We start from the raw sequence: 16,569 nt of genomic DNA on the forward strand, positions 1-16,569 counted from the left end.
TGAGGCAAGCCTATTGGTTCCTTTGGCTAGGAAGGGCGCAGAGGCTGCCGCAGCTCGGCACGCCGGGCAGCAGGTAGCGCAGGCAGCAGATCTTGCGGCGGCAGACGCGAGCGCCGTCTTCTTCCTCGTGGCGGAGGCAATCGAAGAAGGGATTGGGCGTGCCGTCCGGCAGGGACTTGCTGCCGATGAGGGCATCGGCCTGGGCGTTCAGCGGCTCGATGCCCGAGGCCCGCAGCGCATAGTCGATGTAGACGAGCGCATTGTTCCAGGCGAGTTTCGGGGCGATGCCGCCGACGGACTTGAGGTAACCGACGACCTCGCGCAGATGCCCTTGCATCAGCGGTGCGAGCGTCGCGAAGACGTCGGTGTCATCGCCCGCCTGCCAGTCGCCCGATGTGGCGACGCCGAAGGTTCGGGGCAGGCCGTCTTCGGCAAGCGCCACTTTCATCTGATCGAAGGTGACGGGGAGCACCTGATGGTCGAGCACGCGCGCCACCAGATAGGGGATGGTGAGGCTCGAGAAATAATAGAGCGACCACATGGAGGCGACGGCGCGCCGATCGCTGGCTCCGGATTTTTCCGTGTAGACGTCGAGCGCCCGGTCGAAGGCGCCAGAGGCGAAGAAGTCCGGCAGCGCAACGCCGTCGGAGAGTTCGTCCGAGAGCACCATCTTCTCGTTGCACCAGGCATGGGTGCCGGCAAAGGCGGCCGACAGCGCCTTGGGGCCGCCTGTCGCGACGACTGGTTCGGAAACGGCAACCGTCATGGCGTCACCCGCATCCGGGCAAGCCCGATCGGAAACTCAGCCGTGAAAGAACGCTGTCCTGCAAGCATGCAACACCTTCTGAGCGCGGTCAGAAACTCATAAGGTGATCGTGTTACTCAAGATTTCGTGCGGCGCAAGTCATTTATGAGTTTTACAATCATGATTTGCGGACAAAAGGAGAGCGCAGCCACAAGCCGGAGCTTGCGGCTGCCAATGCGCAAGGCTAAGCGCCGCCCGTTACATCAGACCGAGCTGCTTGTAGAAGCCGAGGGCGTCGTAATAGTCGTTCTGGGCGGCGATCTTGCCGTCCTTGATGGTGAAGACCGAAGCGCCGGTGAACTTGAAGCTCTTGTTGGTCGCGGCCGTGCCATCCGCCCAGGCGCCTGAGTTGGTGCCGGAGAACTCCCATTCGAAGGAGACCTTGTCGCCGGCTGCGATTGGGTCGCCCTTCATGGTCCAGACCGCATCGGGAACCGCGTTCAGGAAGTTGTCGATGACGCCGGTCTTGGCGGCATCTTTCCCGGTGACCGGCTTGCCGACGGACGCGTCGTAATAGGTCACGTCGTCGGCGAAGTAGGATGCGGCCTTGGCCGAGTCATGGGCGTTCCAGGCCGCGACATAGGCCGCGACCACATCCGGCGCGGCGTCGGCGGCGAAGGCCGCCGGCGAGAGCACCAGGGCGCTGAGGCTCAGAGCGCCTGCAGCAACAAGCAATTGACGACGGTACATGGCAAACTTCTCCCGTTTGTTTTCGTTTGCATGCGATATGCGAGCCGAGCTCAGGCGCGTGTGCGCCTCAGCCGTGGTTGATCATGATGTGGCGAACGGCGGTGTAGTCCTCGAGCGCATAGACCGACATGTCCTTGCCGTAGCCCGATTGCTTGACGCCGCCATGCGGCATCTCGTTGGTCAGCATGAAATGGGTGTTGATCCAGGTGCAGCCGTATTGCAGCCGCGAGGCTGCCTTCATCGCCCGGGAGATGTCCTTGGTCCAGACGGAGGAGGCGAGGCCGTAGTCGCTGTCATTGGCCCAGGCGATCGCATCGTCCTTGCCGGTGAAGCGGGTGACCGAGACAACCGGGCCGAAGACTTCGCGGCGGACGATCTCGTCCTCCTGGGTGGCACCGGCGACCACGGTCGGCTGGAAGAAGAAGCCATCGCTGCTGCCGGCGCTGCCGCCGGTGGTGATCTCGATGTGCTTCTGGTCGGCGGCACGCTCGACGAAGCTTGCAACGCGATCGCGCTGGCGGCGCGAAATCAGCGGGCCGATCTCGTTTTCGGTGTCGTCGGCAAGATTGTAGCGGATGGTCGAGACGGCGGAGGTAAGGTCGGCGACCAGCTTCTCGTAGATGCCGGCTTCGGCATAGATGCGGCAGGCGGCGGTGCAGTCCTGGCCGGCATTGTAGTAGCCGAAGGTGCGGATGCCATTGACCACCGCTTCGAGATCGGCGTCGTCATAGACGATAACAGGGGCCTTGCCGCCGAGCTCCAGATGCGTGCGCTTGACGGTCTTGGCGGCGGCCGCCAGCACCTTCTTGCCGGTGGCGATGTCGCCGGTGATCGAGACCATAGAGATCTTCGGATGGTTGATCAGCGCATTGCCGACGGTTTCGCCACGGCCGGAAATGACGTTGACGACGCCTTCCGGCAGGATGTCGGCGAGCACGCGGGCAAGCTTCAGCGCCGTTAGCGGCGTCTGCTCGGAGGGCTTGAAGACGACGGTATTGCCGCCGGCGATTGCCGGCGCCAGCTTCCAGGCCATCATCATCAGCGGATAGTTCCAGGGGGCGATCGAGCCGACGATGCCGATCGGGTCGCGGCGGATCATCGAGGTGTGGCCGGGCAGGTATTCGCCAGCTGTCGGCGCATGCAGGTTGCGCACGGCGCCGGCGAAGAAGCGCCAGCAGTCGACGATGGCCGGCAGTTCGTCGTTCTTCACCGCGTTGATCGGCTTGCCGCAGTTCAGCGCCTCAAGGGCTGCAAAGCCGTCCGCATCCTTCTCGATCGCATCGGCGATCTTGAGCAGATAGTTGGAGCGCTCGGCCGGCGTGGTCTGCGACCAGCTGGTGAAAGCCTGCTCGGCGGCGTCGACAGCCGCCTCGACCTGGGTATGCGAGGCTTCCGGCAGGTCGACGATCTTGCCGCCCGTCCGCGGGTTCAGGATGTGTTCGTCGGCCTCGGTGCCGGCTTCGAAGCGCGATCCGATCAGCAGTTGGGTGTCCATGTCTGTTCTCCCTTGATAGTCGAGTTATTTGCCGGCACCGGCGATCTGGTCGCCGTCGCGGGTGAGGTAGTAGGCGCCGAGGATCGGCAGGAAGGTGACGAGCACCACGACCATGGCGACGACATTGGTCACCGGGCGCTGGCGCGGGCGGATCAGCTCTTCGAGCATCCAGATCGGCAGGGTCGATTGCTGGCCGGCGGTAAAGGTGGTGACGATCACCTCGTCGAAGGACAGCGCGAAGGCGAGCATGCCGCCGGCGAGCAACGCCGTGCCGATGTTCGGCAGGATGATGTGGCGGAAGGTCTGGAAGCCGTCGGCGCCGAGATCCATCGAGGCTTCGATCAGCGAGCCTGATATCCGCCGGAAGCGGGCGACCGCATTGTTGTAGACGACGACGATGCAGAAGGTCGCGTGGCCGAGAACGATGGTCCAGAAGGAAAAGGGGATATCGGCCATCGAGAAGGCGGAGCGCAGCGCAATGCCGGTGATGATGCCGGGAAGCGCGATCGGCAGGATGACAAGCAGCGAGATCGTCTCGCGGCCGAAGAAGCGCGTCTGGCTGACGGCGGCCGCACAGAGCGTGCCGAGCACCAGCGCCACCGACGTGGCTATCGCGGCGACCTTGACCGAGAGCGTCAGCGCCGCCCAGACGTCGGGCCGGTTCCAGGCAACGGCGAACCATTGCGCGGTCAGCCCCGGCGGCGGGAACTGGTAGCTCTTTTCCTCCGTCGTAAAGGCGTAGAGGAAGATCAATAGGATCGGCAGGTGCAGGAAGGCAAGGCCGGCGGCGGCCGCGATCTTCAAGCCCATCGGCGAGCGGTTCAAGCGATCAGAGCGCATCGAAAGCCCCCATGCGTTTGGCCACAAACAGGTAGGCGCCCATGATGACGATCGGCACCACCGTGAAGGCGGCGGCGAGCGGGATGTTGCCGGCGGTGCCCTGCTGAGCATAGACCGCCTGGCCGATGAACAGCCGGGACGAGCCGACGATCTGCGGGATGATGTAGTCGCCGAGCGTCAGCGAGAAGGTGAAGATCGAGCCGGCGACGATGCCCGGCAGCGCTAAGGGAAAGAGCACGTGACGGAAGGTCTGCGCCGGCGTGCCGCCGAGATCCGAGGAAGCCTCAATCAGGTTGCCCGGTACGCGCTCGAGCGCTGCCTGGATCGGCAGGATCATGAAGGGCAGCCAGACATAGACGAAGACGATGAAGGTGCCGGTATAGCTGACCGAGAGCGAGTTGCCGCCGACGACGGGAAGCGACAGCCAACCGTCGAGCAGCCAGAGCAGGTGCAGCTTTTCGAAGATCCAGGTGAGGATGCCTTCCTTGGCGAGGATCAGCTTCCAGGCGTAGATCTTGACCAGATAGCTCGACCAGAGCGGCAGCATGACGCCGAGATAGAAGAGCACCTTCCATTTTCCCTGCGCGTAGCGCGCCGCGTAATAGGCGATCGGGAAGGCGATGACGGCGGAAGCGAGCGTGACGGTTGCCGCCATCGTCACCGTGCGCAGGATGATGTCGAGATTGGTTTCGCTCAAAAGCTGGCGATAGGTCGCCAGCGTGAACTCGTAATTGATCAGGCCGGAGAAATCGTCGATCGAGAAGAAGCTCTGCAGCAACAGCGCAAAGAGCGAGCCCAGATAGACGACGCCGAGCCAGAGCAGCGGCGGCGCAAGCATCACCGTCAGCAGCAGATGCGGGTGCTTCCAGAAAAAGTCCGACAGGCGGCCGGCGGGGCCGCGGCGCTCGGGCAGAACGAGGGGTTCGGCAAAGGCGGTCATGCGTCCTCCATCGGGTGCAGCTCGTCGGCGGCGAAGCTGATGGTGACGGGGCTGCCGACCGCAGGCACGGTGAGCGCTGCGGGGCTGGCGACGGCGACACGGGCCCCATCGACATCGACGACGACGCGGTTGACGGCGCCGAGGAAACTATGGGCCGAGACGGTGCCCGAAAGGCTGAGCGCGCCGGTCCACGGGGTGGAGATGGAGATCGCCTCCGGGCGCAGGCTGGCGGAGGGTGCCTTCAAACCGAGCCGCTGGCAGATTTTTTCCGGCAGCACGTTGGACGAACCGACGAAATCGGCAACGAACCGCGTCTTCGGCTGCTTGTAGACGTCTTCGGGGCTGCCGAGCTGCTGGATGCGGCCATCGTTGAAGACGGCGATGCGGTCGGCCATGGACAGCGCCTCGCCCTGGTCGTGGGTCACGAAGACGAAGGTGATGCCGAGCGATTTCTGCAGGCTCTTCAGCTCCTCCTGCATCTGCTCGCGCAGCTTCAGATCAAGCGCGCCGAGCGGTTCGTCGAGCAAAAGCACCTTGGGCTTGTTGACGAGCGCCCGGGCGAGCGCCACGCGCTGACGCTGGCCGCCGGAGAGTTGTCCGGGGCGGCGAGTGCCGTAGCCCGGCAACTTGACCATGGCGAGCGCGTCCTCGGCTGCCTTGCGGCGTTCCTCGCGGCCGACGCCCTTGACCATCAGCCCGTAGGCGACGTTGTCGAGGATCGAGAGATGCGGGAAGAGGGCGTAGTCCTGAAACACCGTGTTGACGCTACGCCGATAGGGCGGCACGCCCTCGGCCGTCTCGCCGAAGATCTCGATATGGCCGCCGGTCGGCTGCTCGAAGCCGGCCATCAGGCGGAGACACGTGGTCTTGCCCGAGCCGGAGGGACCGAGCATGGCGAAGAATTCGCCCTCGGCGATTTCGAGGTTCACGCCATCGACGGCGCGCACGGCGCCGAAGTGGCGGGAAACATTGTCGAAGAGAACGGCGGTGGTCATTGAAGTACTCCGGAAAGTGTGGCCCCTCATCCCCGCGGTGAGGGGAAGCGCCCCTCATCCGCCCTGCCGGGCACCTTCTCCCCGCAGGCGGGGCGAAGGGGACTCGTGGCGGGCGTCTTGCCTCAAAGGTCACGCCCGAGGCTTGGCCGGGGGCGTTCCCTCTCCCCGCGTGCGGGGAGAGGGCTAGGGTGAGGGGCGATGCTTGCGATGTGGTCGCGACGGCTCAGCGGCCGCCGATCACGCCGATGTAGTCGGAGACCCAGCGGTGATAGGGCACGCATTCGCCCTGGCTTTCGCACTTCGTAACCGGCGTCTTCCAGAACTTGACCTTGTCGAAGTCCTCATAGCCATTGGTCTTGCAGCCGGCGTCGGTCAAAAGGTCGTTGCCCTTGCAGGCGGCACCGACGGACGGGTTGGCGCCGAACCAGGCGGAGACGTCGCCCTGCACCTTCGGCGACAGCGAGTGCTCCATCCACATATAGGCGCAGTTCGGATGGGCGCTTTCGGCATGCAGCATGGTCGTATCCGCCCATCCGGTGACGCCTTCTTCCGGAATGGTCGAAGAGATCGGCAGCTTTTCGGCTTCCATCAGGTTGACCTGGAACGGCCAGGAGCCGGAGGCGACGACGCCTTCGTTCTTGAAGTCGTCGATCTGGATCATCGCGTCGTGCCAGTAGCGGCCGACCAGCTTGCGCTGGCCGCGAAGCAGATCGAGGGCCGCCTTGTACTGGTCTTCGTTGAGTTCGTAGGGATTCTTGATGCCGAGCTCGGGTTTGTGGGCCATCAGGTAGTTGGCGGCGTCGGCCACATGGATCGGACCGTCATAGGCTTGGACGCGGCCCTTGTTGGACTTGCCGTCGGGCAGGTTCATTTCCTCGAAGACGACATTCCAGCTCTTCGGCGTTTCGCCCTTGAAGGCGTCCTTGTTGTACATCAGCACGTTCGGGCCCCAGACATAGGGTACGCCGTAATGAACGCCGTTGACCGTGAACCACGGCGCGTTCTGCATGCGCTCGTCGATCGTCTTCCAGCTCGGGATCAGATCGGTGTTAACAGGCTGGACGCGCTTGCCGGCAACGAGGCGCAGTGAGGCGTCGCCGGAGGCGGTGACGAGGTCGAAGCCGCCTTCATTCATCAGCGCGACCATTTCGTCCGAGGTGGCGGCCGTCTTGACCGAGACCTTGCATCCGGTCTGCTTTTCGAAATCCGTGACCCAGTCGTAGTTCTTGTCGGTGTCGCCGCGCTCGATGTAGCCGGCCCAGGCGACGATGGAGAGTTCGCCTTCACCCTTGCCGAGTTCCTTCAGCGGCTCCTGCGCGAATGCCGGGGCAACAAGGCCAAGCGACAGGGTCAATGCCGTGCAGGATTTAAGCATCTGCTTCATCTGAATTCTCCCAGTTTTGAGCCGCATTTTACGGCTTCGTTCCCAGAATGAAGCGTGCCTTGATTTCTCCGCATTCGCAAATTCATTAAACAGAATGTCGCTTTCGGTTTTTCCGATATCAACGCTCAGAAGCGGCCTGAAAGCAAACAAATCCAGTGGGTTAACGCGGGCGGGCGCTTCGAAGCGCCTCGGCGATGCCGACGAAATCGCGCGCCGATTGCGGCAGGCCGGAGCCTTTGCGCCAGACCATGCCGACCTGCACGACGGGAAGCGCGCCGGAGACGTCGCGGCTTTCGATCCGGTCACCTTCAAGCGACCACGGGCGGTAGACGAGATCGGGCAGGAGCGCGATGCCGGCGCCGGTTGCGACCAGGCTGCGCACCGCTTCCACCGAGCGGGTGCGGAAGGCCACATGCGGGCGGGCGCCGAGTGCCGACAGCAATTTGCCGGTGTTCTCCTCGATTTCATCCACCGTCAGCATGATCAGCGGTTCCTTGGCGATATCGCTGACGGAGATGATGTCGGCGCTGACCAGAGGGTGGCCGATCGGCAGCCAGAGACGATAGGGCGATGTCTCGAGGATTTCGGCCTGCAGCGCCATGCGATCGCGCAGGTTGGAGATGACCATGACGGCGACGTCGAGCTCGCCGCCGATCAAGAGATGTTCGAGATAGGAGCCGTTGTCCTCGATGGCGCTGACCTCGACGCCGGGGCAGGCGCGGCGATAGCGGGCCAAGAGATCGGAGAGCACGTAGCCGGCAACAAGCGAGGTGACCCCAAGATTGAGCTTGCCGCCGGTTTCCTCGCGGCTGTCGGAAAAGCTGCGTCGGGCGTCGGAGACATTGGAGAGGATCTTGGTGGCGTGGCGCAGGAACTGGTGGCCGTTATGGGTGATCGACAGGCCGCGCGGATGGCGGTCGAAGAGCTCGACGCCGAGATCGCCTTCGAGCTCCTTGATCGCCTCGGTGATCGAGGATTGCGAGATCGAAAGGTTCTGCGCCGCACGGGTGATCGAACCCTGCTCGGCGACGGCGACGAAATACTGCAACTGTCGAAATGTGAAGGCCATGGCGCGAGTTAATAGGTGCGGGGCAGGGCTGGCAAGCGCCGAAACGCAAGCGGATCGGTCGGTGATTTTTTCCTGTCATGTCGGTTTTCGAACAGGGAGCGGGCGTGCCGATGCTAAGCTGGCGCGAAAGCGGGATGAGAGGAGGACGATGTGGACCAGATGACGAAGCGGCCGATGCCGACGGAGGAGGGGATCCTCGCCTTTCACCGCCGCTGCGAGGCGTTCTATCCGGCCGATGCGGTCGATGCCTCGATCGAGCAGCAGCGCCAATGGTACGACGCGCTTTGCGCCGAATTCGATGCGCCGAGCCCGGCCGGTCTCACCCGCGAGGATAGGCTCGTCGATGGCCGCATCCCGATCTGGCGCTATTGGCCGGCGACCGTTTCGACGAAGACCCGCATCTACTACATCCATGGCGGCGGCTTCGTCGTCGGTTCGCTTAACAGCCATGATGCGATCTGCGCCGAGCTGGCGGATTTTGCTGGGGCAGAGCTGGTATCGGTCGATTATCGCCTGGCGCCCGAGCATGTCTGGCCAGCGGCCTTCGAGGATTGTTATGCGGTGCTGCAGGAGTTGCTCGCCGATGGTCGCCCGGTCGTCGTTGCCGGCGACAGCGCCGGTGGCAATCTCACGGCCGGCATCGTGCTCAAGGCGCGAGCGGAGGCGCTCGCCGGCATCGTCGGCCAGGTGCTGATCTATCCGGGTCTCGGTGGCGACCTCGTGTCCGGCTCCTATGTGGAGATGGCCGAAGCACCGGGGCTGACGACCGCCGATACCAGCTATTATCGCAAGATCCTGCAGGCGCCTGCCGACAATCCCTTCGCAGCGCCCTTGGCGGAAAAGGATCTCTCGGGCTTGCCGCCGACCTATATCACCGGCGCCTTCTTCGATCCCTTGCGCGATGACGCCCGGATCTATGCCGCGCGCCTTGCTACGGCCGGCGTCAACGTCACCTTCCGCGAGGAGCCGCAGATGATCCACGCCTGGCTGCGGGCGCGGCACATGAGCGAGGGCGCGCGGGAAGGGTTTCGGCGGCTGGCCGAGGGCGTGGCGGTACTTGCAGGAACCCGCTGACAATTGGTGCGTTGCCGTTCCGGGCGGAAAGCTGCGTCACGCTATTTCTATCAGTGCTAGCTTTTCGCCTTGAACACCAGCACGGGGTTTGCCCGGAAGGCCTGCGGGAAGAGCGCCCGCAAGTTCTCGATCTTCGGCATGTCGTTGTAGACGATATAGGGGTGCGTCGGATTTCGCGTCAGGAAATCCTGATGATAGTCCTCGGCGGCGTAGAATCCCCTAAAGGGTGAGACTTCCGTAACGATCGCCGCGGGGAAGGCGCGTGACTTGCCGAGTTCGGCGATATAGGCGTCGGCGATGCGCTTCTGCTCATCCGTGACGGCAAAGAGCGCCGACCGGTATTGGGTGCCATGGTCAGGGCCCTGGTAATTGAGCTGTGTCGGGTTGTGGGCGACGGAGAAGAAGACCTGCAGCAGTCCTCCATAGGTCACCTCGCGCGGATCGTAGATGACCTCCACTGATTCCGCGTGGCCGGTCTTGCCGCCGCTGACCGTCTCGTAGTCGGCGGTCGCGGCGCTGCCGCCGGAGTAGCCCGAAACGGCTTTTTTCACGCCTTTGACATGCTGGAAAACGCCCTGAACGCCCCAGAAGCAGCCGCCGGCAAAGACGGCGATCTCCGTCGTGCCGGACACTTTCTCGTCGAGCGAGGGCGGTGGGATGACGACGGCCGGTTCCTGGGCGGCGGCGAGCGGTACCGCCGCCAGCAGCGCGGCGAAGGTAGCCGTCAGCATCCCGAGGGGTCTGTAAGAGGCATGTGCCGACTTGCTGCTCAACGCCATCATTTCCTCCACCACCCGGTTTCCACTCCGGGCGCTTGATGACTTCATGTTTTCACGGGAATGACAATGGTCAAATCGCGTTCGCGTGCTTCACGCCAACGTGACGATCCGCTACCACTTCAGCCGATCAGATGCGCAAACGGGGAAGATGTCATGGCTGGCGAAACGGACCTCGCAAAACTCCTGGCGACGATGAACCCGGTGCTGTTTCCGCAGACCTATGTCTACTGCACCGTCGCCTATCGGGATGCGGCGCGCTACGAAATGCTGGAGCCGCTTGCCACCTATCGCGAGGACGAGGGGCTGACGCTGGTCCTTGCCCGTAGTGCTGCGGACGAGGCGGGGCTCGATTACGGTCCGCTGCTTCGGCGCATCACGCTCAATGTGCATTCGGCGCTGGAAGCCATTGGTCTGACTGCGGCTGTCTCGGCGGCGCTGACGCGCGAGGGCATCAGCGCCAATGTGATCGCGGCCTATTATCACGACCACATCTTCGTGCCGGAAGCGGATGCCGAACGGGCGCTGGACGCGCTGCGGGCCTTGACCGTCGCCTGACGCGGTACAACTCCCGGCGGACCGCGCCTCACATGAAGCGCGTGTCTTCCGGTGGGTTGAAATGGTCGTCAGCGCGGCCGTTTTCGTAGATGATGGGCGCTTCGCCCAGTTCCGCGTCGCTGACGCCATCGAGGCAGGCGGCGTTGACTGCGTAGAAGTGGCCAAGAAAATCCTTGTGGTAGCCGCGCGAGAAGGGGCGGACGCCGCAGCGGCTGCAGAAATAGTGGTCGACGTCGCCCTCGATCCAGCCCGAGTTATCGGCCCGATAGCTCGTGAGCTTGTCTTTGCCGGTGGTGATCCCGAACTCCTCGCGAAGGGCAAAGGCCTTCTGCATCCGTGTCTTTGCGCAGAAGGAACAGTTGCAGCGGCGAACGCCCTGGGCGAGATCGAGCTGGCATTCGAAGGTGACGGCACGGCAGTGGCAGCTACCGCGATAGAGCTTTTTCATCGGTTTCCTCCCTTCGGGCGCATGTCACCGTTCGCCGGCCGATGGCCCACGTTGCTGGGTGCAGCGTTGATTGCGTTCTGATGCCGCGGCGACTTGCGCCGCGGGTGTTATCCGACGTTGCCCGAGGGCGCTGCCTCGTCGACCAGCGCCGTGGCCTTGCCGTCGCCGTCATCGCTCGCCTTGCGCAGGAGCAGGAAGGCCATGAGCGCGGTGGCGAGCGACAGGAATACGCAGATCGAGGCGGTGAAGGCGAAGGACTGGGTGAAGACGTCACGTGCCGCCGTCAATAGACGCTCGGCTTCAGCCGACGGTAGATCGGCGGCGACGGCCACCGCGCCGCCGAGCGTCTGCCGGGCCGCGGCGATCGTCTCTTCCGGCAGGCCGGTTACCACCAGCCCGTCCATGCGGCCGCGATAGGCCGAGGTCAGCAGGCTGCCGAGCACGGCAATGCCGAGCGCGCCGCCGAATTCGAAGCTGGTCTCGGAGATCGCCGAGGCTGCGCCGGCACGTTCCGGCGGCGCCGAGCCGACGATCATGTCCGTCGTCAGCGTCCCGACCGAGGCAAAGCCGAGGCAGAGCACGACGAGACCCGTCGTGACGAGCAGCGGGCTGCTCGACGTGCCCACCTGGGTGCAGATCGCAAAACCGATGGCCGCCAGCACGAAACCCGCGGCAATCAGGTTGGAGGCGGCGACGCGTGTGGCAAGCATCGGAACCCCCATCGAAGCGAGGATCATCGCGACGCCCGTTGGCATCGACCAGAGTCCGGCGACGAAAGGCGAAAGCCCGAGGACGAGCTGCAGATACTGCGCCACGAACAGGAACGCGCCGAAGCCTACGAACATGCCGAGGATGTTGACGCCGAGCGCCGCGCTGAAGGTCGGTGTCTTGAACAGCCTCAGATCGATCAAGGGATCGGCAAGCCGGAGCTGGCGCCGTGCAAACAGGATTGCGACGGCGATGCCGAGAAGGATGAAGAAGATCGCCGTCGTGTCGAGCCCGGCCTCGGCGATATGCTTCACGCCGTAGATTGCCGAAAGCACTGATATCAGCGACTGGGCAGCGCTGACCAGATCGATCCGACCGGCCTCGGGATCACGGAACTCCGGCAGCAGGATCGGTCCGAGAACCAGGATCAGCACCATGACGGGAACGGCGAGAAGGAAGACCGAGCCCCACCAGAATTGCGACAGCATGAGGCCGCCGACAACGGGCCCGATGGCACCGCCGGCGGAGAAGCTGGCAAGCCAGACGCCGATTGCGAAAGTGCGCTGCCTGTCGTCCAGGAACATGTTGCGGATCAAGGAGAGGGTGGAGGGTGCAAGCGTCGCCGCCGCGACGCCGAGCACGGCACGTGCGAGGATCAAGGTTTCGGCGTTCCAGGCAAATGCGGCGAAGATCGAGGCGAGGCCGAAGGCGATCGAACCGATCATCAGCAGCCGCCGGCGGCCGATGCGGTCGCCGAGCGTTCCCATTGTTATCAGTGAACCGGCGACCATGAAGCCGTAGATGTCGATGATCCAGAGAAGCTGGGCGGCGGAGGGCTTCAGCTCCTCGGTCAGCTGCGGGACCGCGAGGTTCAGCACGGTCAGGTCCATGGAATAGAGCATGCAGGGCAGGGCCAGCACGGCGAGCCCGATCCATTCGCGCCGGCTCGCCCTAGGGGGGGCGGGCGTAGCAGCGCTTTGCAGGTTTGCGATCTCAGACATGTTCGACGTAATCCTTGAGCCGCTCGAGGCACTCGCCCCAGCCTTCCTGGTGCGAGTCGCGCTCCTCGACGGTCTCGAATGGTGTTTGCTGGAAGGTCAGCCGTGTCCGGCCGCCGATATCGGCAAAGGAAACCGTGACCAGCGTGTCGGCGCCGGGCTCGCCGTCTTCATCCCAGGCGAAGGTGAAGACGAGCTTTTCGGGCTCGCGCACTTCGCGATAGACGCCGCTCATCCAGTAGTCCTGGCCTTCGGGCGAGCGGATGCAGGCGCGCCAAGCGCCGCCCGGACGGAAGTCCATGTTCACCGAATGCGGCGTGAAATCCCGCGGTCCCCACCAGCGCAGCATGTGCTCGGGCGTCGACCAGACCTTGAAGACGAGGCTCACCGGCGCTTCGAAGTCGCGCACGATTTCCAGTCCGATGTCCTTGCGCGTTGCGTTTGCGGTCGCCGGTGTCATGAAGCCTCCTCGCTTGGCGCCCCAATGCGCCCAGTCCTTAACCGTAGAGTTATTTAACTTATCGGTTAATATCTGCGCGCGAAGGCGCTTGTCAAGGTAGGCTCAAGCGGTGATCTGATTTTTGTCAATTTGGCGGGAAGGGCAGGCACCGCGTCTTCAGCCGGGCGAGCACCCGGCCGAAGGCGCCGGGATCGTCAAGGCTGCGGGCGAGGATCAACGCCCCCTGAATGCCGCCGACGATTTCCTCGGCGAGCGGGTTGCATTCCGCCTTTGGCGTGCCGGCGCGTTCAAGCGTCGCAGCGAGATCGGCGCGCCAGTCGGAGAAGTAACCGTTGAGTTCGCGAGCGAAACGGTCGTGCGCGCCGCTTGCGGCGATCACGCCCATCAGGCAGAGCCTGCGGCCCTGGCGGAAATAGTTGTCCACGCCCGCAAACATTGCCTCCAGCGCTTGCGCCGGATCTTCGGCGTGGCGCAGTGCTTCGAAGATGTGGGTGCGGAACCACGCGGCGATATCGCCGAGCACGGCCTCGGCCATCTCCTCCTTACCGCCGGGGAAAAAATGGTAGAGGCTGCCTTTGCCAAGGCCGGTCTTTTCGGTGATCAGGCTGAGGCTGGTGCCGTCATAGCCATGCTCGCGGAAGATTTCCGCCAGCGTGGCGATGACGTCCTGACGTTCGGCGACGATGCGGCTCATGCCGGTTTCCTCACAAGCGGATACTCGACCCGGGCGAAGCGGTGGAACAGCGCGCCGACCGCGACGAGGATCAGCGAGCCGGTGAGCACCGGGAAGAGCAGGAACTCGAAACCGGGATCGGCGGCGAAGACGACGAGCGGATTGGCGCCCGCCGGCGGATGGGTGATGCGCAGCGCCGCCATCAGCGCGATCGCCGCGCCGACAGCGATCGCCACCGCCCACCATTCGTTGGGGAAAAAGGCCCTCAAGACCAGGCCGACGAGGGTGGCGACGACATGGCCGCCGACGACATTGGCCGGCTGCGACAGAGGGCTTGATGCGACCGAGAAAATCAGCACGCAGCTGGCGCCGAAGGGCGCCATCAGCATGGGATGGCCGACAAGATTGGTGAGCGCGCCTACGGCAGCAATGGCGACAAGGCCGCCGATGCCGGCGATGAGGCCGCGGTTGATATGAACGGGAGGCTGGTGACGCGAGAAGAAGTGGCGCATTTGTGTACCAATCGGTCAAGTGTTTACCGATTGGTACAATGACTTGCCGATGAAGTCAAGAGAGTGCTGCCGGACCGGGCGTGGCGGCGGCCAACGGCCCGCCCGTTCCTGGCGCGCACCTCACATGAAATCGCGAGGGATGCGCTTCTTGAAGTGCTTCTCGAAGATCTGCCTGTCACCCTCATAGGCGACGACTTCAGCCTCGGTGATCCACTCGCTTTCGGTGCAGTGGAGCGTCGAGGTCGAGACCGTGCGCACCGACCAGCCGTCGCGCTTGGCGACACAGGTCCAGGTCGAGGTTCCGATCATCGAGAGCGGATCGTCGGGCGCGATCGACCAGGTTTCGTCGCGGATGTCCTGGGTGGCAAGGCCGGTCTCAGGATGTTCGGAGAGGCCGGTGTCCTCGTAGATCCGGTAGTGGGTCATGCCGTGGGTCATGTCGCGCTCGACGGTGCGGCTCGATGTACCGCGTGTCAGTTCGCGGTATTTCGGCAGCGGATCGGGGTTTTCCGGCTCGGGCACGGCGATTTCGCGGTGAGCGCCAAGCAGCGGAAGCGCCAGCGACAGGCTTGATGTATCGATCGTGAGGCCCGGCTCCGTCGGCGATGGCAGGATCAGCGGCCAGTAGGAGGTGGAGAGCGACACGCGAATGCGGTTGCCCGCGCGGAAGCGATAGCCGCAGGCGTCGAGCACGAGTGTCACCCGCGTCTTGCGACCCGGTTCCACTGGCCGCGGCTGGGCGTTGCCGTCGCGATGCGCAAGGTTCAGGACGCCGAAGGCGACGCGGGTCGCGGTGCCATCCGGATGCACGTCGACGAGGCGCACGGCGAGGTTGGCGGTTGCCGCCTGGCAGTTGACATCGACGGTCAGCGTCGGCTGGCCGAGATAGTCGGCGGCGGCAAGCAGCGGCGCCGTCTCGAATACAAGCGAGCCGGCGTCGTCGATGCGCTGGTCACCGGCCATTTCGGCGTCGGGCTTCAGGGTGAAATACTCGCCGGATGCCGTCCCGGTATCGAGCGGCGATTTCAGGTAGATCTCGCCGATGCCGGTGCCGCCGGCCGAAGGCGTCAGCCGCCCGTCATGGGAAACGCCGAAAAGCTGCATCTCCGGCGATGCCCAGGCGTCCTTCGCCACCCAGCGGCCGGGATCGCTGTCGCGCCGGAGCGACGGGCGCGGGCCATCGAGGATATAGGCGCGCACCTGCGGGCCGTCCTCGGCGCCGTTCTTCTCGTCGCGCAGCCAGCGGTTCCACCAGCGGATCGCCTCGCCGTGAAAATCGGCGCGCGGCTTCGGGAAGGCGAAATGCGGATACTTGTGCACCCAGGGCCCGATCAGGGCCTTCGCCTGGTCGCCGAGACCTTCGACTGCCTTCAAGGGCGTGTTGCGGTAACCGTCGGCCCAGCCGGCGATGACGAGTGCCGGCACCTCGACGCTTCCGAAATCCTCCGCGATCGAGCCGTGCTGCCAGAAGGCGTCGCGGCGCTGGTGCTTCAGCCATTCCTCCATGAAATAGGGCTCGTTCTCCAGCCGCTCCATCCACATTTCCTTCCAGCGGTCGCCGACGATTGCGGGGTCGGGCGAGCGCGACTGGTAGCCGAGCATGGTCGCCGCCCAGGAAAGCTGGGCGGATAGGTGGCAGCCGTTCTTGTAGTGGATGTCGTCGTTGTAGCGGTCGACCGTCGAGGCGATGGAGATGACGGCTTTCAGCGCCGGCGGCTTCAGGGCTGCGACCTGCAGGCAGTTGAAGCCGCCCCAGGAAATGCCCATCATGCCGACCTTGCCATTGGACCAGGGCTGCGCGGCGATCCATTCGACGATCTCGCAGCCGTCCGAAAGCTCGCGCGGCGTGTACTCGCCATCGATGACGCCATCGCTTTCGCCGGAGCCTCTGATGTCAACGCGCACGCCGGCAATGCCGGCGGCGGCAAAGACGGGATAGGTGGACTCGTCGCGGACACTCGTGCCGCCCTGCTTGCGGTAGGGCAGGTATTCGAGCACGGCCGGAACCGGCGCGGCTTCCGCGCCGGCGGGCATCCAGATGCGGGCGGCGAGCCGGGTGCCGTCTTTCAGCCGGATCCATTCGTTTTCGATCACAGTGAATTCACGTTCTGACATGTCGTTCTAGCACTCTATCTTTGTTCTTT

17 protein-coding genes are annotated in these 16,569 nt (G+C 64.2%); 2 read left to right on the top strand and 15 right to left on the bottom strand.

The genetic code is table 11. The annotated features are described in order from the left end of the window. Nucleotides 1-10 precede the first annotated feature (10 nt). The 8 genes from fhuF to ASE60_RS22895 form a co-directional block, all read right to left on the bottom strand. Complete coding sequence (gene fhuF, locus ASE60_RS22860; RefSeq protein WP_057253264.1) at nt 11-766, bottom strand: siderophore-iron reductase FhuF; 756 nt, start codon at nt 764-766, stop codon at nt 11-13. Nucleotides 767-1,003: 237 nt separating this feature from the next. Beyond that, nucleotides 1,004-1,495 (bottom strand): ester cyclase, encoded by a 492-nt coding sequence (locus tag ASE60_RS22865; RefSeq protein WP_057253266.1) that lies wholly within the window; start codon nt 1,493-1,495, stop codon nt 1,004-1,006. A gap of 67 nt (nt 1,496-1,562) precedes the next feature. Further along, on the bottom strand, nt 1,563-2,990 hold the full coding sequence (locus ASE60_RS22870; RefSeq protein ID WP_057253268.1) for a gamma-aminobutyraldehyde dehydrogenase: 1,428 nt from the start codon (nt 2,988-2,990) through the stop codon (nt 1,563-1,565). A 24-nt stretch (nt 2,991-3,014) separates the two neighbouring features. Next, complete coding sequence (locus ASE60_RS22875; protein WP_057253270.1) at nt 3,015-3,830, bottom strand: ABC transporter permease; 816 nt, start codon at nt 3,828-3,830, stop codon at nt 3,015-3,017. Then, on the bottom strand, nt 3,820-4,770 hold the full coding sequence (locus ASE60_RS22880) for an ABC transporter permease (RefSeq protein ID WP_057253272.1): 951 nt from the start codon (nt 4,768-4,770) through the stop codon (nt 3,820-3,822). Before ASE60_RS22880 ends, ASE60_RS22875 begins: the two co-directional genes overlap by 11 nt. Further along, nucleotides 4,767-5,765, bottom strand: a complete 999-nt coding sequence (locus ASE60_RS22885) for an ABC transporter ATP-binding protein (protein WP_057253275.1) — start codon at nt 5,763-5,765, stop codon at nt 4,767-4,769. Before ASE60_RS22885 ends, ASE60_RS22880 begins: the two co-directional genes overlap by 4 nt. Nucleotides 5,766-5,988: 223 nt before the next feature. Next, the gene (locus ASE60_RS22890; protein ID WP_057253277.1) at nt 5,989-7,149 is read right to left on the bottom strand and encodes an ABC transporter substrate-binding protein; all 1,161 of its coding nucleotides are present in this window, start codon (nt 7,147-7,149) and stop codon (nt 5,989-5,991) included. Between the two features lie 160 nt (nt 7,150-7,309). Further along, nucleotides 7,310-8,218 carry a LysR family transcriptional regulator gene (locus ASE60_RS22895; protein ID WP_029742595.1) on the bottom strand — a complete coding sequence of 303 codons (909 nt, stop codon included), beginning with the start codon at nt 8,216-8,218 and terminating at the stop codon, nt 7,310-7,312. A 150-nt stretch (nt 8,219-8,368) separates the two neighbouring features. Here ASE60_RS22895 and ASE60_RS22900 point away from each other — a divergent pair, with 150 nt between their 5' ends. After that, complete coding sequence (locus ASE60_RS22900) at nt 8,369-9,292, top strand: alpha/beta hydrolase (RefSeq protein ID WP_192494786.1); 924 nt, start codon at nt 8,369-8,371, stop codon at nt 9,290-9,292. Nucleotides 9,293-9,348: 56 nt separating this feature from the next. Here the strand turns inward: ASE60_RS22900 and msrA are convergent, their stop codons facing one another. Further along, the gene (gene msrA, locus ASE60_RS22905) at nt 9,349-10,023 is read right to left on the bottom strand and encodes a peptide-methionine (S)-S-oxide reductase MsrA (RefSeq protein WP_057254360.1); all 675 of its coding nucleotides are present in this window, start codon (nt 10,021-10,023) and stop codon (nt 9,349-9,351) included. 201 nt (nt 10,024-10,224) lie between these two features. Here msrA and ASE60_RS22910 point away from each other — a divergent pair, with 201 nt between their 5' ends. Further along, on the top strand, nt 10,225-10,626 hold the full coding sequence (locus ASE60_RS22910) for an ACT domain-containing protein (protein ID WP_057253279.1): 402 nt from the start codon (nt 10,225-10,227) through the stop codon (nt 10,624-10,626). A 28-nt stretch (nt 10,627-10,654) separates the two neighbouring features. Here the strand turns inward: ASE60_RS22910 and ASE60_RS22915 are convergent, their stop codons facing one another. The 6 genes from ASE60_RS22915 to ASE60_RS22940 form a co-directional block, all read right to left on the bottom strand. After that, nucleotides 10,655-11,074: a GFA family protein gene (locus tag ASE60_RS22915; RefSeq protein WP_057253281.1), complete on the bottom strand. Its 420-nt coding sequence runs from the start codon at nt 11,072-11,074 to the stop codon at nt 10,655-10,657. A 107-nt stretch (nt 11,075-11,181) separates the two neighbouring features. After that, nucleotides 11,182-12,783 carry an MFS transporter gene (locus ASE60_RS22920; protein WP_057253283.1) on the bottom strand — a complete coding sequence of 534 codons (1,602 nt, stop codon included), beginning with the start codon at nt 12,781-12,783 and terminating at the stop codon, nt 11,182-11,184. Beyond that, nucleotides 12,776-13,240 (bottom strand): SRPBCC domain-containing protein, encoded by a 465-nt coding sequence (locus ASE60_RS22925; protein ID WP_057253285.1) that lies wholly within the window; start codon nt 13,238-13,240, stop codon nt 12,776-12,778. Before ASE60_RS22925 ends, ASE60_RS22920 begins: the two co-directional genes overlap by 8 nt. Nucleotides 13,241-13,364: 124 nt before the next feature. Next, on the bottom strand, nt 13,365-13,934 hold the full coding sequence (locus ASE60_RS22930; protein WP_057253286.1) for a TetR/AcrR family transcriptional regulator: 570 nt from the start codon (nt 13,932-13,934) through the stop codon (nt 13,365-13,367). Continuing rightward, complete coding sequence (locus tag ASE60_RS22935) at nt 13,931-14,425, bottom strand: HPP family protein (RefSeq protein ID WP_057253288.1); 495 nt, start codon at nt 14,423-14,425, stop codon at nt 13,931-13,933. Before ASE60_RS22935 ends, ASE60_RS22930 begins: the two co-directional genes overlap by 4 nt. A 120-nt stretch (nt 14,426-14,545) precedes the next feature. Further along, nucleotides 14,546-16,540: a CocE/NonD family hydrolase gene (locus ASE60_RS22940; RefSeq protein WP_057253290.1), complete on the bottom strand. Its 1,995-nt coding sequence runs from the start codon at nt 16,538-16,540 to the stop codon at nt 14,546-14,548. Nucleotides 16,541-16,569: the final 29 nt, after the last annotated feature.

It is taken from the genome of Ensifer sp. Root278 (assembly GCF_001429285.1).
GTDB lineage: Bacteria > Pseudomonadota > Alphaproteobacteria > Rhizobiales > Rhizobiaceae > Ensifer.